This window comes from Phytoactinopolyspora alkaliphila (assembly GCF_010550695.1).
Taxonomy (GTDB): Bacteria; Actinomycetota; Actinomycetes; order Jiangellales; family Jiangellaceae; genus Phytoactinopolyspora; species Phytoactinopolyspora alkaliphila.
In genome coordinates this window covers 1-21,342 of the sequence record NZ_JAAGOB010000006.1, presented here as the reverse complement: position 1 = coordinate 21,342, position 21,342 = coordinate 1, and the positions used below count along the sequence as shown (strand labels likewise).

Annotated in this window: 11 protein-coding genes; 5 read left to right on the top strand and 6 right to left on the bottom strand. The window is 65.8% G+C overall.

Going from position 1 to position 21,342, the window contains the following annotated elements:
* Positions 1 to 33 precede the first annotated feature (33 nt).
* Positions 34 to 615 (bottom strand): DUF7927 domain-containing protein, encoded by a 582-nt coding sequence (locus G1H11_RS12155; protein ID WP_163818855.1) that lies wholly within the window; start codon positions 613 to 615, stop codon positions 34 to 36.
* A gap of 860 nt (positions 616 to 1,475) precedes the next feature.
* Between G1H11_RS12155 and G1H11_RS12150 the strand changes: the two genes are divergently transcribed.
* A complete protein-coding gene (locus G1H11_RS12150) occupies positions 1,476 to 2,558 on the top strand; it encodes a glycosyltransferase family 2 protein (RefSeq protein WP_163818854.1) in 1,083 nt (360 codons plus the stop codon).
* 49 nt (positions 2,559 to 2,607) lie between these two features.
* Complete coding sequence (locus G1H11_RS12145; protein ID WP_163818853.1) at positions 2,608 to 2,796, top strand: hypothetical protein; 189 nt, start codon at positions 2,608 to 2,610, stop codon at positions 2,794 to 2,796.
* A 325-nt stretch (positions 2,797 to 3,121) separates the two neighbouring features.
* On the opposite strand, the gene G1H11_RS12140 is transcribed toward G1H11_RS12145, so the two are convergent.
* On the bottom strand, positions 3,122 to 4,264 hold the full coding sequence (locus tag G1H11_RS12140) for a Dyp-type peroxidase (RefSeq protein WP_163818852.1): 1,143 nt from the start codon (positions 4,262 to 4,264) through the stop codon (positions 3,122 to 3,124).
* A 90-nt stretch (positions 4,265 to 4,354) separates the two neighbouring features.
* On the bottom strand, positions 4,355 to 9,733 hold the full coding sequence (locus G1H11_RS12135; protein WP_163818851.1) for an SdrD B-like domain-containing protein: 5,379 nt from the start codon (positions 9,731 to 9,733) through the stop codon (positions 4,355 to 4,357).
* A gap of 259 nt (positions 9,734 to 9,992) precedes the next feature.
* Between G1H11_RS12135 and G1H11_RS12130 the strand changes: the two genes are divergently transcribed.
* The 3 genes from G1H11_RS12130 (at position 9,993) to G1H11_RS12120 (ending at position 12,851) form a co-directional block, all read left to right on the top strand.
* Positions 9,993 to 11,354: a right-handed parallel beta-helix repeat-containing protein gene (locus G1H11_RS12130; protein WP_163818850.1), complete on the top strand. Its 1,362-nt coding sequence runs from the start codon at positions 9,993 to 9,995 to the stop codon at positions 11,352 to 11,354.
* Between the two features lie 50 nt (positions 11,355 to 11,404).
* Positions 11,405 to 12,181: a hypothetical protein gene (locus G1H11_RS12125; RefSeq protein ID WP_163818849.1), complete on the top strand. Its 777-nt coding sequence runs from the start codon at positions 11,405 to 11,407 to the stop codon at positions 12,179 to 12,181.
* Between the two features lie 142 nt (positions 12,182 to 12,323).
* Entirely contained in the window at positions 12,324 to 12,851 is a 528-nt protein-coding gene (locus G1H11_RS12120; protein WP_163818848.1) for a sigma-70 family RNA polymerase sigma factor, read from the top strand.
* A 371-nt stretch (positions 12,852 to 13,222) separates the two neighbouring features.
* On the opposite strand, the gene G1H11_RS12115 is transcribed toward G1H11_RS12120, so the two are convergent.
* The 3 genes from G1H11_RS12115 to G1H11_RS12105 all read right to left on the bottom strand — a co-directional run.
* Positions 13,223 to 13,669 (bottom strand): Hsp20/alpha crystallin family protein, encoded by a 447-nt coding sequence (locus G1H11_RS12115; protein WP_163819122.1) that lies wholly within the window; start codon positions 13,667 to 13,669, stop codon positions 13,223 to 13,225.
* 561 nt (positions 13,670 to 14,230) lie between these two features.
* The gene (locus G1H11_RS12110) at positions 14,231 to 20,536 is read right to left on the bottom strand and encodes a DUF7927 domain-containing protein (RefSeq protein WP_163818847.1); all 6,306 of its coding nucleotides are present in this window, start codon (positions 20,534 to 20,536) and stop codon (positions 14,231 to 14,233) included.
* 462 nt (positions 20,537 to 20,998) lie between these two features.
* Positions 20,999 to 21,342: LPXTG cell wall anchor domain-containing protein (locus G1H11_RS12105; RefSeq protein WP_163818846.1), on the bottom strand; the 344-nt coding region annotated here is incomplete at its 5' end.

Genomic DNA, 21,342 nt, shown 5'->3' with positions numbered 1-21,342 from the left:
CCGTACGTACCACCCGAACCTCCTGACCCGCCGCTACCCGTGAACCGCATGGTGATTGAGGCGCCAGCCACCTGAAACAGCACGCGAGCCGGCAACGTTGTCTGCGCGACGCGCTGCCCGATAGAGCCACCACGCCACGCCGAGCAGAGCCAGCGCGGCGAGCAACGCCCGGACGGCACGAGGTGGGTCTGCATCCGGCACCAGTGGCTGCTCGTCGAGCACGGTCACGCCCGACTCTCCGCCGACAATCAGCGCGTACCTCACCGTGATCTGCTCACCCGCACCCACGTCACCGCCCCACACCAGCACCCCGTCATTGATCGCCGCGACGCCATCGGAAACCTCAAGGTCGCCGCTCCATGTCACCTCGCGCACCGTGGACAGATCGTCGATGAACAGGGCGTCGGACACACCGTCACCTCCCCGGTGAGTGACGGTGACCACGGAGGTAATGACGTCACCCGGCAGCACGGTCGAGCCTGCCTCCGGGATGGTGGCCTTCACCACTGAGTACGCCGGGCCGACGAGGTGGCCCAGCCCCATCACGGCCACGAACGCAGCCATCCCGATTGCCAAGCCTGCCAGCACGACAGACAGGCGACGCCGCACGCCCATGCTCTCCAACTCCCCCTACCTCGGCAGCTCGCGAACGAGATGCCCCCCACTCTGATAGAGCACGCGGAGCACGCCAGACGCACGCGGTAGCGCGAACTACCGTTCCCGGCCGCGCCGTGGGCCGCGGCGGAAACGTATTCGCGGCCATAGCTACGACAAACGATCAACGTCGGCGAATTTCGACACGCCAGTTATCCCCTTGTCCAATCATTTCCACTCGGCGGAGAAGACGCCGCGTTGAACTACTGCGCCCCGATCTCGCACCCGAGGACGGTGCGATCAGGCGGCCGCGGAGCGGCTGAGCGGGAATCACTGGCGAAGAATACGGAAACATGCAAAGGCGCGCCTGGAACCGCGAGAAACGCACACTCGACTCTCGAATTCGGCGCATAAAGATCGTGTACTTCGCCTTCCGGTGACCTTCCGTGACCGATTATCACGGTGGGTCGCGAAGAGCAAGGTTTTCTATTTCTGCTGTTCCACATTGCCTGTACGTGGTTTCCACCTTCCTGGCCAAAAGGGTCCGTTTTGGGCCGGATTGGGAAGCCTCGTACCGCATAGTTGGTGCTCGGCGACGGTCCGGGCCACGCACGATCACCCGACACGATCACCGCGCAACAACGGCAGAGATCAACAGTAGGCAGAAAGAAGAATGTGACGCTCAGTAGTGGAATATCACCTTGAGTAAAGGCGGCCTTCCATGTGACCCACATCACATTATTGACCCGTCATCACTTATCCCGCTTTGCGTCTTGGTTAGTGATTGAGGGACTTTTTCTTCATTATCACTTTTGGGTGAGGATGCCTCACACAACGTGAGGGCAAGGGAATGCACGAAGAAAGCAGGGGGTGAATTAGCCATGAGCACCACACGGCAAACCGCAGAGGGGCGGGACGCCACGCGCATCACAGTTCTGATACCAGCGCACAATGAGGAAGATCGAGTGGGCGCGGCGCTGCAGTCCTTGGAGCGTCAGAGCCGGCCGGCCGATCGCGTGGTCGTCATCGCGGACAACTGCACCGATAACACGGTGAGCATCGCCCGGCAGCGGGGCGCCGACGTGGTGGAGACCATCGGGAACACAGACAAGAAGGCCGGAGCGCTCAACCAGACTCTGGAGTGGCTCCTGCCGTCGATGGGTCGGCACGATCTGGTCCTGGTGATGGACGCGGACTCCACGATCGTCCCCAGCTTCCTCGCGGTGGCGACCGAGACGCTCGGCGGCGATCCGCAGATCGGTGCCGTCGGCGGGATCTTTCTCGGGGAGCCAGGCGGGGGCCTGCTCGGTGAACTGCAGCGCAACGAGTACGCGCGCTACCAGCGGCAGATCGCCCGCCGCGGCGACGACGCGCTGGTGCTGACCGGCACCGCCACGCTGCACCGGGTCGACGTACTGAATCGGCTACTCGAGCGCCGAGGTCAGGTCTACGACACGTCGGCGCTGACAGAGGACAACGAGATCACGCTGGCGATCAAGAGCATGGGGCTGCGGTGCGTGTCGCCTCGCGAGTGCATCGTGGTCACCGAGGTGATGCCGACCTGGAGCGATCTCTGGAAGCAGCGGCTGCGCTGGCAGCGAGGCGCGCTGGAGAATCTGCGCACCTACGGCTTAACCCGTGTGACCAGGCCTTACGCCGTGCAGCAAGCCGGAATGGCGTTCGGCGTGTTCGCCATGTGGCTCTACCTCGTCTACACCTGTTACATCATCGCCACCGGGCAGTTCGGGGTTCACCCGATCTGGACGACGCTGGGTCTCGTCTTCGTCGGCGAGCGCGTCGTGACCGTATGGCACCGCGGTCGTAAAGCTCGGCTGCTGGCCGCCGTGCTGATCGTGGAATGGGTCTATGACCTGTTCCTGCAAGGAGTCCTCATGCGATCGGCCCTGGATGTCGCCCTGCGGCGCCCCGCCACCTGGCACCACGTCGGGGCGGCCACGGCCTGACCACTCAGTTCCACCATCCGCTCCACCACTACACAAGAGAAAGAACACCATGTATCAAGGCAACCCGCTGAACGCGTCCGCAGCAGTCCTCGGCATCGGGAGTGTCGCGGCACTCCCCGACACCGGCGTCCCGGCATTCTGGTCTCTCGTGGCCATTGCCGTCGGCCTCAACACCATCGGCTACCTGCTCCTGGCCTCGCGGAACTTCCTGCCCGCGCGCCGGCGCCGGACGGTCTGACCGGCGCCCACAGACGTGGCCGTGCTCTCACCATCGGGGGGTGGTGGTGAGGGCACGGTCATTCTCCTTCTCACCGCGAGCAACGGATGCGCACCAACGGAATAACCCGCATCAATATTTGAAACCTTCCCAACCCCTGGCATGGGTTAAGGTCGCTGGAGCGCCCGAAATGTCCGACTTTTACGACCACAACCCATGCCAGGGGATGGGAAGGAGCGAGAGATGAGGGTGGCGTCACGCTTAGCGGAACGGATGTGCCGAACCAAGCAGCACCGGGCAGGTCGGCGACATGGATCCCGCGCTGCCGCAGGAAAATAGCGGTCGTTCAGGCGGTGAGCAGGGTGGCGCCGAGGGGACGGCCCTGGTCGAAGCCGGGTAGCACCAGAAAGCTGGCGCTCGCTGTGGTGGTCACGTAGCGCATCATCTCGTCCTGCTCGTCGATGCGCTGCTGGGTGGCGACGAAGGTCCGCAGGTCACGCTGGAAGCACGTGAACACCAGCCCCATGTCAGCACCCTCGGCGTATGAGTACCCTCGCCGCAGCATCAGCGCACTGCCGGTGGGTCCCGGATGTGCCGCTCGGGCATGCGAACCGACCGGCGTGACGTACTGGCCGTCCGCGGTCTTGGCGCTCAGACTGACCTCATCCCGTTGGCCACCGCCGGACAGCGGGGCCCCATCTGACTTCCGGCGTCCGACGGCGGCCTCCTGCTCCACGACGCTGAGCCGGCCGAATGCGCGGACATCCGTGCGCAGCCGTCTGATCACCGCGATGGTGCCGCCTGCAGTACGAAGATCGCCGCGCAACCAGATGTTCTCCGCCAGCTCCTCCTCGCCGCGCGGCACGATGATCCCGTCGTGGAAACCTAACGGGTTGCGCACGATCCCGTCCGCACCCGGGCCCCGGAAACCGAACTGGCGCCAGCGCTCCTCGCCGCCAGGTACCGTCTCCAGCAAAGCGTCCACCACGCTAGGCAGCACCGTCGGATCGCTCGCGCTGGCGATCATCAGAAGATCGCCTCCGACGCGCTCCCCCGGCAGTTCGGTATCACCGTCGAAGGCGGGCAGCGGTTCGGCACCGGGTAGCGCGGCGTCGACAGCAGCGACCACGCGGGGCCCGACGCCCACGGTGACCGTCAGGTCCCCGCTGTCGTGTGCGTCATCGCCGAGAAAGGCGAGTAGTCGCTCCCCCACAGACGGCAAGAACGAGACGTCCGCGACGTTCGGGAGATCGGCTACGAGTGTGAGCGAGAAGGGCTGGGGGTTGGCCGGGACGGCAATCCCCGCCTGATGCTCCCCCACTGCAGGAATTGGCGCGGCGACGTCGGCCGGCGCCGCATCAGAGGAGTCCACCTCACGTGGCTCCGGTTCGCTCGCAGCGGCCCGGCCAAGGACTGTTCCGGCGCCGATACCGCCGGCACCGATTGCCAGCGCGCCGAGCAAGCTGCGCCGGCTGGGACGCGATTCCACGTCAGATGACTCCCCATAGAAAGGGGTGTGTCCGGCTCATCCGAACCGGACACACCCCCGAATGACAACCCTCAGCTCAGCTGCCTGAGTTTACCCTTCCGCGCCGGATTTCGCGGTACGACGACGCGTCACGCTCGCCACTCCCGCGCCACCGAGCACGAGCAGCACTCCGGCAAGCAGCAACCAGAGCTGAACCCCCGTTCCCGTGTCCGGCATCTCCGGGTCCTCACCCGGCGGCTCCTCCCCTGGCGGCTCCTCACCCGGAGGCTCGTCGCCGTCCGGCGGATCGACCGGCTCGCACGCATCGGACTCGAGCTGGTGACCGTTGTGATCGAGCAGGCCCACGTTGAGCAGGCCCGACCGTGTCGTGTCACCGGGCTCGTCGACACAGCGAGCGGACTCGGCCGTCACCGTGTCACCGTCGAGAGTGAAGAGAACCTTCACCTCGTAGGTGTGCGAAGCACCGGCGGTGATGGTCACGTCCCCGGTAAGGGCGTTCTCCGCCGCCTCCGGTTCCGTTCCCTGGCCGGTGAAGGACTCCAGCACCTCGATGTCGCCCGGCTCCAGATTGGCCGTGCGGATGTCGAGAATCTCGATGCCCTCGCCGAAGCGGAACTGGTCCCGCAACACGTACGTGCCCTCGGCTGCGCCGTTGTTGACGACCTCCAGCTCGTAAGCGACGACGTAGCGGCCGTTGCTTGTGGCATCCGGTCCGCTGGCCACCGTCTTATCCAGCTCGATCGACGGCAGGTCCGCGCAGTCGGTGTCGGTGAGCTCGTCACCACCGTCGGTGTGCAGCGTGGCGACGTTGTTGAGCCCGCCGCGCTCGTAGTTCTCGCCCGGCTCATCCTGGCATCGAGCCTGCGAGTTGCCGTCGTCGTCCACCTGGAACGTGGGCGGAACGTCGGCCACCACCCGCACGGTGTAGACGTGCGGTGCGTAACCGTCGTCGTTCATCCCCGGCAGCGTGACGCTTTCGGCGACGACCAGCTGGCTCACGCCGTCCCAGTCGTCCCGGGTGGTGACACCGTCCGGCGCCGCCACCACGTCGGCCGACTCGACGTTGACGCCTTCGCCGTAGAGCAGCTCGTCCTCGAGGTCGTAGACCGTCTCGCCGGGCAGGAGGTTACGCACGGTGATGTCGTAGTGCACCTCCCACTGACCGTTCCCGATCGGCTCCGCCGAGACCAGGGTCTTGTCCAGATCCGGCTCGCCGAGCGACGCACAGACCTCGGCATCGTCGGTCAGGTCGTTGTGCTCCAGGTCGGCGCCGTTGGCCAGGCCGCCGTTCCCGCCTGAGCCCGGCTCCGGGCAGCTCATCGACTCTTCCGTGAGCAGCTCGTCGTCGAGTGAGAACACCACCTGAATCTGGTAGAGGTGCTCTCCGCCCGCGTCGAGGAGGACGCCGGTGGCGATCACGTTGGCTTCGTCACCCGGCTCGCCAAGTCCGGTCCACGTGTCGAGCGCGTCGACACCGTCCGGCGTGGTGATCACCTCGGAGGACTCAACGACGATGCCGTCGCCGTAGCGCAGCCGGTCGGTCACCGTGTACTCGTGCTCGACCGAGCCCTCGTTCCTGGCCACGACATCGTAGGTGATGGTCCACGTGCCGTCGCCGTTGCCGACCGGACCCGAGCTGATGGTCTTGTCGATCTCGAACGCCGGCAGTTCGGCGCAGGCGTCGTCTTCCTCGGTCAGCCCCGACTCGTCGGTCAGTGTGGAGCCGTTGTTGAACGCGGTGTTCGCCGTCGGGTCCGTCCCTGGGGCCGGGCAGGCCGTCGGGTCGGAACCGTCGTCGCCCAGCTCGAACGAGAGCGGAGCGTCGGCGATCACGGTGAGCACGTACTCGTGCGGTGCGTACCCGTCGTCGTCCGTGCCCAGGATCGTGACCTCCTCGGCGATCCGCAACTGCTCCTGTCCGTCCCACGCGGGGTCGTACAGGGTCACGCCGTCCGGCGCCGACGTCACCTCGGCGGACACGATGTCCACCTGGTCGGTGAAGCGCAGCTCATCGTCGAGGTCGTAGAACGTCGCCTGGACGCCCTTGTTGATGACCTCGATGCCGTACACGACCTCCCACTGGCCATCACCGATCGGCTCAGCTGAGATCAGTGTCTTCTCGTGCGACGGCTGCCCGACCTCGCGGCACTCGTCGTCGTAGTCCGGGTAGCCGTTGAACGACGTGTTCGCGTCGTTGTACAGCCCCGTTCCGTCCTCCTCGCCCTCAATGAGCGAGCAGTCCGACGGGTCCGGGTCCGACGGCGGATCCGGCAGGTCGATCGTGAACCTGACCGTCACCGTGTAGTGGTGTGATTCGGAGCCGTCGATCGGCTCGTCCTCGACGATCAGGGTGTCGGTCAGGCCGTCGAACTCCGGCCGGATGGCGATGCCGCCGGGATCGGTGTTCTCAGCGACGACGGACCCCTCGACGATGTCGATCCCGCTGCCGAAGCGCAGCCGGTCCTCCAGGTCGTAGTCGGTCGCCACCTCCGTCTCGTTCGTGACCGTCAGGCCGTAGACGATCTCCCAGACGCCCGGCAGGTTCTGCCTGTCCACGACATAGGGCTCGACCTCCACCGTCTTGTCCAGCGTGACCAGCGGAAGCTCACCGCACTCCTGGTCGACGAGGTCCTCGTGGTTGTCCGGCGACATGGTCGCGACGTTAAACAGCCCCGTTGTGTCCTCGTCACCGGCGACGGCGTCCGGAACGCATTCCAGCTGTTCGGGATCGACGTCCGCCTCACCCGTCTCCGGGTCGGTGTTGAGCCGGACCGCCACGCGGATCGTGTAGACGTGCTCGGTGCCATTGTCGATTGTGGACTGCGCGTCGATCGGCACGTAGTCGGTGACCACGCGCTGGTCGTCCACGCCGTCCCAGTCCGGGTTCAGCAGCCCGTCGGCCTCGGGCGGTCCGGAGACCACCTCGGTGCCGACCACCTCGATGCCCTGGCCGTAGCCGGTGAGGTCATCGGTGAGCAGATACGAGCCGTCGATCATTCCGGTGTTCTCGGCCACCAGCTCGTAGGTAATGGTCCACGTGCCGTCGTCATCCGGGTTCTCCGTCGGCCCGTCGATCAGCCGCTTGTCGAACTCGTAGTCGATGTTCGAGTACCCGAAGTCGATCGTGTGGTCGTTCTCTCCCGGGCCGCCCGTGGTGATCTCCGCGTACGGGAAGGATCCCTCGTCGGTCTGCTCCACGATGCCGTCGGAATCATTGCGATCCGCGTCCACCGAAGCGTCGTCGCCCGTGTTCGGCACGGTCGGATACCAGTGATGCAGAGGCCCGCCCTCGGCGTAGTCGTCTGGGTTGTCGACGCCCACCACGTAGTCCGTGCGTGTCTGGAGCTGGTAGGCATCGTCGTTGGACGAGAAGTAGTACTCGCCCTTCGCATCGGTGAGCGTGGTGTTCACCAGAGTGCGGTTGCCGTCGCCGTCCACCTCGTAGAGGTTGACGGTCGCGCCCTCGACCACCGGCTCGTCCGGATCCTGGACACCGTCGTTGTCGATGTCGTACCAGACGTAGTTGCCGATCTCGATCGGCGCCGCCGACGCCATCGCGGTCAGCTCACCGAGACCGTTTCCCTTGAGCGTAGCCCCGACTTCGTTCGTCCCCGTAATGACGAGGGCGCCTCGTGGCTGGAAGGTAGCTCCCGATTCCTGGTAGAAGCGGCGGGTGCCGACCTGGAACGCTCCACCGCCCACGTGGATTCCAGTCTCCATGATGCCGTCTTCGCGACTCGGCACGACGAGCGTGGCCCCAAGGTGCTCGGCGCCGTTCAGCCAGTTGTCCGTGAAGAACTTGTCCGGACCGAACGGGCCGTTCAGAACCGATCCCGCACCGGCCCCACCAGTGCCTTTCTCACCGTTGACGACGCCGTTCTGCTCGATCGTCCACGTTCCGTCGCCGTCGGATCCCGCCTTCAGCAGCTCACCACCGAGCGATCTGATCCGGACAAGACCGCTGTGATCCGGTGCCAAATGCGTGTAGGAACCGAACAGGTCACCACCGAGGTCCCGGACGCCGACCACGAGATCACCATGGAGATAGCGTGCCTCCGACACGAATGGCACCGCCGTGTATATGACGTCGCCGTTGTACTTGGCCGTGTAGTCGGCGCTGTCGGTGCTCCACGGTTGGTTTTCGTAGATGTTGTTGGAAGCATGACGGCTGTACCCCAACGGGAAGTCCAAGACCTCACGCAGGTTCGTCGGGTCGGCCGGGTCAAATGCGTACACGTACCCGTGCAAGTCGGCGCTGTTCTGAGTCGACTCAGCGGTATCCGTCACGGTCAAATACATCTCATTGGTCAGCGGGTTCGACGAAACTCCGAAGGGCCGCAGGTCACCGTCCACTGGAAAGTAGCTGCTGAGATCGTGTTCGACGACGTCCAGTACCGAGGTGCCGTCCCGGCTGATGCGGACCTGGACTAGGGATCGGTTGTGGAGGTTGACGACGAAGAGCGACTCCTGGTCGTTCGAGATCTCCATGCCACCCAAGCCAACCCGGCCCACCTTGTCCCACGCCTGCGCGTCGATCAGCCATTCGTACTGCGGGTTATCCGCGATGATCCTCGGGCGGAGGCCACGGGGGTCGCCGGGTGCGGCCCCGGTGTCGGACTCGTCGCCCACGTCGATGCCGTGCGCCGTCAGGTCGACCATGAGCTGCGCACCGGCCGTCGGCGACGTGAGATCGACACCATCGGGCACGATGCGGTAGATGGCGCCGAGGCCAGCCGGCCCCAGGCCGGAGTGCCGGCGCATGTAGGCCGAAGCGAAGACGGCCCCAGTCCCGCCCGGCTCCTCGGCGCGTTGCCACGCCGTGCCGTAGGTGGCGCCCACCTCCCGGAACGGTACCTGCATAGTGATTGGCACGACACTCTGGCTGTCCGCACTTACCGCGTCGTACAAGTGCGCCGCGCCCGCGAACTCACCACCCTGGGGACCATCACTCGTCCCGTATCTGTATGCCGGAAGGAAAACGCGAGGGTTGTTCTCGACGAACGCGCCCGGTACCTGGAAGGAGAAGTTCACATCGGAGGCGGGCACCGAATCGACGAACTGCACCGTGGTGCCGTTGCTCGCGCCAGCAGCACGTCCTACGACAGAATCCCGCCACTCTGCCCAGTCGGGCGTGTCCGGCACGTTCGCCTCGACTCGCCACGGGCCGGCGTCGCTGGTCACCGGCAGGGTGTACGTGCCGTCGGCGCCGGTGAGAGCTGGGCCGGCAACGTTGCCTTCCGCGTCGTAGCCGTAGACCTCGATGCCTTCCAGAAGCCCCGAGTCCTCGTAGGCGTCGAGCATGCCGTTCGAGTCATAGTCCTGCCAGATGGTGCCGGTGATCTCGTCACCGACGGCGGCCTGCGCAGCGGGCGGTGCCAGCACACCGGTCAGCATCGAGCCCAGCATGGCCACGGCACCGAGCGCCGCCACGCCTTTCCGCGCGAGGCGCCGGGTCTCCTGCCTCGTCATACTCCCATGGCGCCGGTCGACGCGTCGTTCTCGAATTGGCCTCACTGAGCCACCCTTCCCCTAGCTGAATACTCCGCCGTCGCTCTCGTGATGACCCGGTACGATCCGATTCGTCACCGCGACACACCTGGGCGTCCTGGGTATGAGAGTCCGCACGGACAAAGATCAGCACGCGATGTGACCTAGATCATGTTTCGGCGACAGGAGCAGCCGTCAGGCGTCGTACTCGACGCGGATGTTGTGCCTACACTCAACCACCATGGGTATGTGCGGGGCGGCCGGCCGACGCCGGCTGGGTATAGCGGTGATCGTGTTCATCGGGCTTCTCGCCTCTGCGTGCGGGCAGGGGGGCGACGACGAGCCGGGCGGCTCGGATTCGAACGACGCCGCAGGCGACGGCGCCGTGATCCGGGTACCGGAGGACGCTGCCACGATCGCCGAAGGCCTCGAACAGGTCACCAGCGGAGGAATGGTGCTCGTGGGTCCGGGCATCTATCCGGAAGAGGTGACGATCGACAAGCCCGACGTCACCCTGCGCGGCACCGACCGCAACGCCGTGGTCATCGACGGCGAAGGCACACGGTCGTTCGGCGTCTTCGCCTCCGCGCACGGCGTGCGTATAGAGAACCTGACCGTGCACTCGACTCTGTTCTACGGCGTCCTCGTCACCGGGATGCACGATGAGAATGGTCCCCTCGCCCACGGCGGACCCGGCTACACCGAACTCGATCCGGCGGAGTTTCCACCGGTGGAACGGTTCTCCATCGACCACGTCACGGCCTACAACAACGGGCTGTACGGCATCTACGCGTTCAACGCCCGGCATGGCTCGATCACTGACTCCTACACATCCGGGTCAGCAGATTCCGGTTTCTACGTGGGCCAGTGCGAGCAGTGCGACATCCTGGTCACCTCGAACGTCGCCGAACGCAACGCGATCGGCTTCGAGAACGCCAACGCCTCGGACTCGCTGATGATCGCCGGCAACCGATTCTCCGGCAATCGCATCGGCATGACGCTGATCTCCAGCTATCAGGAAGCGTTCACGCCACAGCGGGAGAACGTCGTCGTCGGGAATCTGATCAGCGAGAACACCAGCGACGATTCGCCCGCTCACGCCCTCGGGGGGTTCGGCGTGGGCCTGGCGGTCAACGGCGGACAACGCAACCTGGTGTCGGCGAACCGGATCGAGGGCAATCCCCACTCAGGTATCAGCCTGAGCAACGCGGAGGACATCCCAGCCGTTGAGAACCGTTTCATCGGGAACGTCCTTGGCGGCAACGGAGTCGACGTGGTCGATCAGTCCGCTGCCCGCGCGCCCAGTGCCGCCAACTGCTTCGAGGAGAACACAGCGACGACGGCCTCGCCGTCCGTCCTGCTCGATATGTCGTGTCCCGCGGACGACAGCGCCGACGAGCCGGCCTCCGCCGACGACTCCCCGCGTGTCGAGGCGCCGCCGGGAATCAGCTTTCTCAAGGTTCCGGTTCCACCGGATCAGCCGAGCCGCATCGACGTCGAGACGGTCCCAGCGCCGCTGCCGGACTCGGTCGACATGCCCTCCGAAGCCGAGTTCGGCGTTCCAGACACGACCCTGCTCGCTGAGCGCGTGGGCACAGCGTGAAGACGCCATCGCCCCGCAGTACACGTCTGTCGGCACTGTTAGCCGGCACAGTGGCTTTCGCGCTGGCCGTCACCGGATGCGGCAGCTCCGCGGATGACGACAACGCGGCGGCCGATGGCAGCGCTACCGCGGCTTCTCAGGGTGATCTTCGCCCCCTGACCGCCGACGAGGCTCAGCGCCTGGCGATCATGCGCTTCACCAATTTCAACACCGGCGTGCGGGCTGTTCGGTTCGAAGTGACGGACTCGGGCGCGCGCTACGCCGTGGACGGATGGGTGGATTTCGAATCCGGTCTCGGTTACGCGGGTGTCCACGACAACCGTGCGGACGGCGGTCAAGGCCCTCTCCTCGTCGCGTGGTCGGAGGACACCATCAGCTCGCACGATCCCGTCGGCGACGACGAAGCCGTTCCGTTGCCGCCGCCGGACACCGCCACCGGCACGGACGCTTGGACCTCGTCGTCGCTCAGCCCGGCCGAGTCGCGCCTGCACGCGGCACTTGCGGTGGTGTTGGCCGCGGGTAGCGACCGCCCGGACAACCCGCTCCTGTTGCGGCAGACGGATGCCCGGTGGCTACGGTCGGACGAGGTGGACGGCGTGCCTGCCGACGTGATTCTCGGTCCCACGCATGACGAGGCGCATGATCCCGCCACCTCCACGGCAGCTCCCGACGGCAGCGACGCCACGTTGCGGTATTGGATCGACGACGACGGCCTGCTCATGCGAATGGAGGTCCGCCTCGGCGGCGGTGCCGAATGGACCGTGGTGGACTTTGACGACGCCTCCGACGTCAGCTTCGCCGATGCCTTTCTCGACAAGGCGGAATGACCTCTTCAGTGATTCACCCCGATTCATCAGCATTCAGCGGTACGTACAGGGCGCTGGATGTGGTTTCCCGCGACGCACGCCGAGGTGGCGGCAGGGCAGCATCGCGATCGTGGGGACTGGGGTGGGCCATAACGAGACAACCGTGCTGCTCGAACGAGCCGGTTCCGACGACGACGCCTTCGCATCGCTGTACCAGGAGCATGCGCCCATGGCTCGCCGCATAGCCAACGGAATCGTCCAGGACGCCCACGCGGCCGAAGACCTTGTCCAAGAGGCGTTCTACCTCGTCCTCCGTAACATTCGGCGAGGTAAAGGCCCGACAGATTCGTTCAGCGGCTACGTCGCCTCAACCGTGCGCAGGCTTGCATACCGGTACAGCGCACGGCAAGGCCGCATCGTCACCATAGAGGACGCCACAACGTGGGAACGGCCCTCAGGCAGCGTCATGACCCTCATGCCAGGCGGTGAGCGCATCACCACAGCATGGGCGAGCCTGCCGCATCGATGGCGGACCATCCTGTGGCTCATCGAGGTGGATCTCTTCACGCCCGCGGAACTGGCGGCTGGCATGTCGATGACACCGAGCGCCGTATCGAGCCTGGCCACCCGGGCGCGGCGGGCACTGCGCACGGCTTATGCCTCGGTGCCCCAGACGGAGAAGCTGAGCTAGCGCCCCACCCGTCGGTTGACGGCATGCGCCAACCGAGCCCTCGGATGGACGATGCGCGCACGCGCGCGATCGACCGCGGAACAGAACCGGTGGAACTCATGCCGGCCATAGGATACGAGCCGGCGCGTCAGGCGACGACGACGCCGGAGCCGCGATTGCTTGAGTAACCGAACCATCCGACTGCACCTCCGCTTCTCGGCCTCGGCGTTTCCGAGTCGCCCAGAGCCGCCGGCATCCCGCCTTCTAAACAAAAGAGGGACTGGGCCTCTAACTACCCCGCCACGGTCGCCTCAACCAAAGGATCTTCACAGGTCAGCAGCGCCAGGGCGGGTCAACGCCACTGTTCCGCCCTGGCGCCACAGGGCGTCGGTTCAGGCTTGGATCTCCTGCTGAGAGGCAGGGGCGTCGACAGCCTGACCGATGTCCATACGTGTCACCTCGATGCGACGTGGCTTGGCCTCTTCGGCGATCGCGATGGTGAGAGTCAGGACGCCGTCGGCGTAGGTGGCGTCGATCTGATCACGCGACAAGCCGTCGCCGAGAGTGAGCTGGCGGACGTAGGTGCCAACGGCACGCTCCCTGGCCAGCCACTGGACGTTCTCCTCGGATCGTCCAGTCCGCTCGGCTCGAATGGTCAACGTGTTGTTCTGGACGCTGACGTCGATAGAGCCGGGGTCCACGCCGGGCAGATCCACGTGCATGACGTAGTGGTCGTCGGCCCGGTAGAGGTCCATCGGCATGGTCGCCGCGTTGCGGGCGGTTCCGAGCAGGTGCTCGGCGAGACGATCCATCTCACGGAAGGGGTCGAAACGAGTCAGCACACCAATCACCTCCTGACATCTGCTCCGCCCAGTGCGGAAGCATCTACGGATCGGATGCGCCGTCTACCCTGGGCATCCCAGAGACCCAGGATGACAGGCGATTACAGTGCGCATATTAGCACTCCGCGATTGCGAGTGCTAATTCAGAAGGTGGGTTTCGGCGCCTCGTCCGGGACTCTCTTCATCCACCGCTCAGACCGGCGGTGGACGCTCCGCTCCCCTGTAGCTGGGGGGCGAGGAGCGAAGCGTCGTACCCCCGTGACGCGGGTGAGGCTCACGTCGACAATCTGCCACCACCCTTGCCCTATAAGAGTCACCATGCCCGCGAATCAGCACGCACGCCCCAGCCCTTTTTTTACGCCACGAAACCCAACAGGCCGTCCCCCACCCTTGGCATGGGTTAAGGTCGTTGGAATCGGACATTTCGGGCGCCTCAACGACCTTAACCCATGCCAAGGGCTGGGAAACGAAACGTGTCGCCCTGGCTTCCGGAACGAAACGGGCGGAAGCCAGGGCGACACGGGATCGAACACCGGAGGGCACGTCCTCCGCTAGGGGCTAGAGCAGATCGTCCAGATTCACCGACCGCTCGCCGGCCGTCTCCTTCCTGCGACCAGTCGCCGAGGAGAGCATGAACCCGCCGGCCAGCAGCGCCAGACCGATCAGCAGCGCCCATGCCGGGATACCAGAACCGGTGTCCGGCAGCTCCGGCTTGCGCGGAGGCTCGTCATTCGGAGGCTTTTCGTCCGGCGGCTCCTCACCAGGCGGCTCCTCTCCAGGCGGCTCCTCACCAGGTGGCTCCTCGATGGGGTTCTCCGTGCACAGTGGATTGGTGTCGACGCACGACGCCGGTGGTTCTTCACCGGTCGGAGCCAGGAAGTTCTCCAGCACCCCGTCGCCTTGCTTGTCGTATCCCTTGACTCGCACGGTGTACGTCACCGTCGCGGTCTCACCGGCGCCAAGAACGCCGGTGATGTGGAATCGCTGGTCACCGTCCGGCCCTGAGACGCTCAGCGCGTCGTCGGACGCTGCCGGCCCCTCGACCAGAACCGCGTCGTCGGTGATCCCGGCCGCATGGTCGACGTAGTCGACCTCGTCCGCTCCCTCACCGGTGTTGGTGAACGTCAGCGTGTAGGTCAGCTCGTCACCAGGACCCACCTCGGTGCCGGACTCCGGATCCACCGATTTCTCGGCGGCGATATTCCCGATCGGGTTCCTGGTGCAGTCGGGCCGCTCGTCGTCGGCCGGCTCGCAGTCCTCTGGAGCCGGGGTGGGCTCCTCCGGGTCGAGCAGGAAGTTCGCCAGGACGTCGTCCCCGCGCTCATCGCCGCTCATCACCTTCACGGTGTAGGTCACCGTCACCGTGTCACCGGCAGCCAGGGTTCCCGTGATCCTGATCCGGTTCTCCCCGTCCGGTCCGGTCGCCGTCAGCGCGTCGTCGGACACTGTCGGTCCGTCGATGAGTTCAGCATCGTCCACGACGTGGGTCAGGTCATCGACCCGATCCACCTCTCCGGGTGCCTCACCGACGTTGGTGAAGGTCAGCGTGTAGGTGAGCTCCGTGCCCCCGGTGACCGGTGTCCCCGAGGCCGGGTCCACCGACTTCCAGTCCACCAGCTCCGGCACCGGGTTCGCGGTGCACAGCGGATTGGTCTCCAGGCATTCCTCCGGTGGCTCGACGCCCTCCTCGACAACGAAGTTGCCCAGGATGTTGTCGGCTCGCTCACCATCGGGGCGGACCTTGACGGTGTAGGTGACCGTCACCGTGTCGCCCGCCCCCACCGTGCCGGTGATGGTGATCCGGCCGTCGCCGTCCGGACCTGTCGTCGTTACGGCCGCGTCCGACGACGTCGGCCCGGCGACGAGCTCGGCGTCGTCGAGCACACCGGCCATATGGTCGATGTAATCGATACGCGCCGCACCCTTGCCCGTGTTCTCGAACGTGAGGGTGTAGGTCAGCTCCTCACCGGCCACCACCGTGGTGCCCGATGCCGGATCCACCGACTTGCTCGGCCGAATGTCACCGATCGGGTTGACCGTGCAGTCGGCCAGCTCACCCTCAGCCGGCTCGCACAGCTCGGCCGGATCACAGTCCGGGTCAGCCGGCTCGCAGATCTCCTGGTCGGGGTTGATGAGGAAGTTCGCGAGGAGGTCGTCCCCGCGCTCATCGGTCTCTCTGACTTCGACGGTGTAGGTGACCGTCACGGTCTGACCCGGAGCCAATGTCCCCGTGATGCTGATCCGGTTGCCTCCGTCGGGACCCGACGCGGTCAGCGCCGGGTCAGACGTCACAGGCCCACTGATCAGGTCGGCGTCGTCGAGGATGTGGTTCAGCTCGTCGACCCTGTCCACCGCGACATCGGCCTCACCCACATTGGTGAACGTCAGCGTGTAGGTGAGCTGCTGACCGGCGGTGACCGGCGTGTTCGATGCCGGGTCGACCTGCTTCCAGTCCTCCAGCTCGCCGATCGGCGTGTTGGTGCACCTCTCGTCGCCGTCCGCACACTCCGGCGGCTCGCAGTCCTCCTCGGCAGGGTCACACAAGGGGTCGGTGTCCGGGTCGAGCAGGAAGTTGAGCGCCCGGTTGTCGCCTCGCTCGCCGTCCGCGCGCAACGTCACCTCGTAGGTGACGGTGACGACGTCGCCCGGATTCAGCGTGCCGGTGACGTGGAACCGGTTGTCCGCGTCCGGACCGGCGACGCTCAGTGCGGCATCCGACACCGTGGGCCCAGCGGTCACGTCGCCGTCGTCGAGCACGTGGGTCAGGTCGTCGACATCATCGACCGGTGCCGGTGCCTCACCGATGTTCTCGAAGGTGAGGGTGTAGGTCAGCACCGTCCCGGCCTTCGCTGGATCATCGGAGGACTCGACCGCCTTCGACGAGTCGATCTCACCGATCGGCGTCCAGGTGCAGTCCGGCAGCTCGCCCTCAGCAGGCTCACACACCGGTGGGTCACAGTCCTCGTCCGCCGGGTCACACAACGGGTCCGTGTCCGGGTCCAACAAGAAGTTGGCCGCGATGTTGTCACCGCGTTCCCCGTCCGCACGCAGCGTCACCTCATAGGTGACGGTGACGACGTCGCCCGGGTTCAGCAGACCCGTGACACTGATCCGGTTGGCCGCATCGGGGCCTGTCGCCGTCAACGCCGCGTCCGACACCGTCGGGCCAGACGTGACATCACCGTCGTCCAGCACGTGCGTCAGGTCGTCGACCTTGTCCACCGGTGCCGGCGCCTCACCCGTGTTCTCGAAGGTGAGGGTGTAGGTCAGCACTGTTCCGGCGAGCACCGGGTCGGCCGAGGCCTCGACCGACTTCTGATCCTGGATCTCGCCGATGGGAGTGACCGTGCAGTCCGGCAGCTCGCCCTCAACGGGCTCACACGGCGGCGGATCACAGTCCTCGTCCGCCGGGTCGCACAACGGATCCGCGCCCGGCTCCAGCAGGAAGTTCGCCGCGACGTTGTCACCGCGCTCGCCATCCGGCTTGACCGTCACCTCGTACGTGACCGTCACCACCTGACCCGGCTGCAGCGTCCCCGTGATGCTGATCCGGTTACCCGCGTTCGGCCCGGTAGCCGTCAATGCCGCATCCGACACCGTCGGGCCAGACGTGACGTCACCGTCGTCCAGCACGTGCGTCAGGTCGTCGACCCGATCCACCGTGCCCGCAGCCTCGCCCGTGTTCTCGAACGTCAGCGTGTAGGTCAGAACCGTCCCGGCGACCACCGGATCATCCGATGCCTCGACCGACTTCGCGTCCTCGATGAACGCGGCCGGAATCCGCACCGAGTCACAGGGCTCCGCACTCGGGGCCACCTGCTCCTCCGGCACGCATGCATTGTTGAGGAGCACGAAGTCACCTTCACCGGTGTAGGTCACGGTGTAGGTGATCGTCACGGACTCACCAGAGGCCAGGACACCTTCCCAGGTGATGACCGGTTCGGAGTATTCCAGCGTTCCCGCCGGGTTCGACGACAACGACGACTCGTCCAGCGTTGCGTCGTCCAGCACGTCCGTCAGGTCATCGGTGACCACGGCAGGCGCGTTCGCGGTGTAGTCACCTGGGCCGACGTTCTCCGCGACGACCGTATAGGTCACTGTCTCGCCGACTGCAGGAAGCTCGGTCTTGTCCGCGACCTTCTCGATCACCAGCCGGGGAAGCTCGAACTCGGTCTCCGCACACGGAATTCCCGTCTGCGGGTCGCGGCCGTTCTCATCCGGCGGGTCGCACTGGGGTGTCGTCTCCTCGCAGTCAGGGTCGAGCGGGTCACATTGCGGCGCGAACGCCACATTGCGCACCAGGCCGTCCCCGTCACCGGTCAACGTCACCTCATAGGTGATCGTCACCGATTCCCCGGAGCCCAGCGGACCCTCCCAGCGAATCATCGGATCGGTGAAGCCGAGCGTTCCCGTCGACGGGTTCGCCGACAACGACGACTCGTCGAGCGTCGCGTCGTCAAGCACTCCCGAGAGGTCGTCGGCGACTGTGACGCTGGGTAGATCGACACTGGTCGGGTTGGTCGCCGTCACCGTGTAGGTGACCGTGTCACCCGGCCTGGAATCCTCGGTGGCGTCCGAGGTCTTCTCGATCACCGGCGCCGCGCAGAGGAACATGTGGAAGTCGTCGAAGTTGATCCACGTCTGTCCGGCGACGGTGCCGTCGTTGGCCGGGTTGGCGTTGCGCACCTCGACGCGCAAGAAGTCCCACGCCTCGGTCGGAACGAGTGTGAACGTGTGCTGCTCCCACGGTGGCGTCACTCCAGCCCCCGGGTAGTTCACCACAGGCGTCTGGTACAGGCTCTCCGTGTTGGCCACGGTCGGCGGATTCACGGCCGCATGGGGTATATGCCCCATCTCGCGGTCGCTGGTCCCGAAGAACTCCATGTAACCGTTACCTTGACGGCTGTAGCCGCCGGCTGCCATCGAGAAGTAGCCGACGTAGATCGCGCCCGGAACCAGCGGCTCGGCCAGCGTGTTCGTGGCGCCCTCTCCGACCCCACCGGTCGAGTGGCCACCCATGAAGCCGTAGCCGTGAGCGCCAGACCGCACCGGCATCGTCGCCGCCGGCGGACCGGAGTCGAACGTCGGCGAGAAGACGTGGTATTGGCCGCCCGTGGGATGGCTGTCGTACCAGTGCTCCGCATAGCCGATCGTGCTCGCGGAACTGCTGTTCTGGAAGTCGCCCGAGCGATCCTCGTAGCTCGGGTTCTGGATGATGCTCACCGGAACCAGCGTCGAGCCCGCGGGGCACTGGACCGGCGGCTCCGGCACCTCGGCGAGAACGACGATCTCCATCGAGATGTCGACGGGCACGTAGGTCCAGTCGTCGATGATACGGGCGTCGCCCCAGCCTCCCACGATGTTGGGACAACCGTTGACGTTCCACCAATGGACACCGCCGCTACTGCCGATCCCGCCCCTACCGTCGAGGGTGGAGGTCCACGTGCCACACGGGTGGGTCGTCGACAGGTCGGTGTCGTTCCAGTACAGCGTCGCGTCACCCGCGCCCGGCCCGTTCAGGCGGATCACTTCCAGCCCACCCGACCGAACCTCGACGTCGGTATTCGCGAAGTGGATCTCACCGACTTGAGTGATGGACACGCGTACGGGCATGTCCTGGGAAATCGAGATGGCGTTGCCGTTTCCGGCAAGCCCGTCGAAGTAGACGTTTCCCGATCCGTCGACTGCGGAACCGGGTATGGCCAGATCGAAAGTGCCATCATTGTCGGTGTCGATCTCCACGACCAGCTGGCCGGTGAAATTCTCCACCTCGTAGCTGATGACTCCAGCGCGAGTGGCGGGATTGTCCGGCGTGAACGTCAGCTCCGTGATGGTCGGGGCAACGATCGGCGGGACGACCCAGTCAGTGGTGCCGTCCCAGCGTATCGACGAAGCCGGCAGATCGGCTGCTGGATGCTCGAAGAAGATCTTGTACGGATCGCCGCATTCTCCGAGGCCGGTGACGGATCGATCGGGGTCTGGCACCTCACCCTGCTGATTGGCGTACACGATGCTGGCGTACGCCGACGTGCACGTGTCGTTGTATCGCACGCCGGTGCCGTCGGCCCTGAAGATCGAGTTGATACCGTTGTAGCCCGCGTATGTCGCCTCGTAGAGGTAGCCGTGCTCGGTCTGGTACCAGAAGCTGAATTCCGCCAGTGGGTCGCCAGAAGCCTGGCGCATGTTGTAGTTCTCGGTCCAGACCCTGCCGTCGAGGGTCGACGCGCCGTCCCGCACGTCGATCCGCCAGTCGAACTGGGTGTTAGCGGTGCCCGCCGCCAGCTGGATCCGCCAGACTCCTGGATCGCCTGTCAAGTTCTGCCGCGTACACGGCGGTGGCACTCCAGTGCCCGGGATCGTACAGACGAACGGTCCCGCACCGGGCCCGTCCACAGTCACCGTCCCCACCGACGCGGGGCCGCCGACACGCGCGAAGAGAACATCGAGGCTCTCGCCCGGACCGACATACGCATAGAAGGTCATGCTGCCGATCCTGGTGTTCGCCGGGGCGACAGACATCGGCGCGAGGCCGCTGGCCGCCGACGGTTCGTCGGCTTCGTCGACTGGCTCGTTGACGTCGGTGTCTTCGTCCTTGGCCAGCTCGCCGTTCGACTCCTCCTTGAGAGGGGTCTCATCCGGAGCGCTTTCCTCGGATGTCTCTTCTTCGGAGACCTCTTCCTCGGACGTGTCCTCCTTAGAGACATCCTCCTCGGAGGCGTCCTCTTCAGAGCTTCCCACCTGCGGCTCGGGTGTCTCAGATTCTGCGGCTTCCGGGCGCTCGTCGCTCGTCGCGAGAACGCTGCCCTCGGTGTCGACGGCCTGCGCTCCCAGCGCGGGCGTCCCGGCCAACAGCGAACCGGACATGATGAGCGCCAGCGTGACTGCCCCTGATCGCCGCAAGCGCCGAGCGCCCGCCGGCCGCTGGACGGCCGCGTGTCTCCAGACGTGGCGAAGCTTCTCACGTGGCGCTTTGAACTTGCCCCTTGCCGACGTTGTCACGTTCCAGATCTCCCTAGCCTTGGCAACACCCTGGACCGAAGAGGTCCAGCACCCGCCCCCCGGAGTCCGTCCGCGATTCCGCCAGAGCGCATGTCAGATAGCCGTGGTCGCAAACACCCTCAGTTCCTATGAGGGCGCTGAGGGGTCGGGTCGCACGCGGCGTCCGTGCGAAATTGCTACCCGCACGTAAACGTGCCTCCCTGGCTTGCCGGAACGGACGGCCAGCAGCCAGGGAGACACAGAGTTTCACGTGCTATGGAATTGTGGTTCGTGCTGGATGTGCGTGGTGGCCCCGCCTAGGGGGTCGGGGCCACCACGCCCGAGGGGTTAGAGCAGGTCGTCGAGGTTCACGGACCGCTCGCCCGCTGTCTCCTTTCTGCGACCGGTCGCCGAGGAGAGCATGAACCCGCCGACCAGCAGCGCCGCGCCCACCAGCAGGATCCAGGTGTGCACGCCCTGACCGGTGTCCGGCAGCTCCGGCTTGTCCGGCGGCGGAGGCGGCGCCGACGGCGTGTTGTGCGTCGTGGTGCAGTCGCCGTTGCCGTCGGCAGCATCCACACACACCGCCCGCTCGTCATCACTGGTGACGACGTTGCGCAGCACCGCATTCGGAGTGTCGCCGACGGTGACCGAGTACGTGATGGTCACCACCTCGTCGACATCCAGATCAC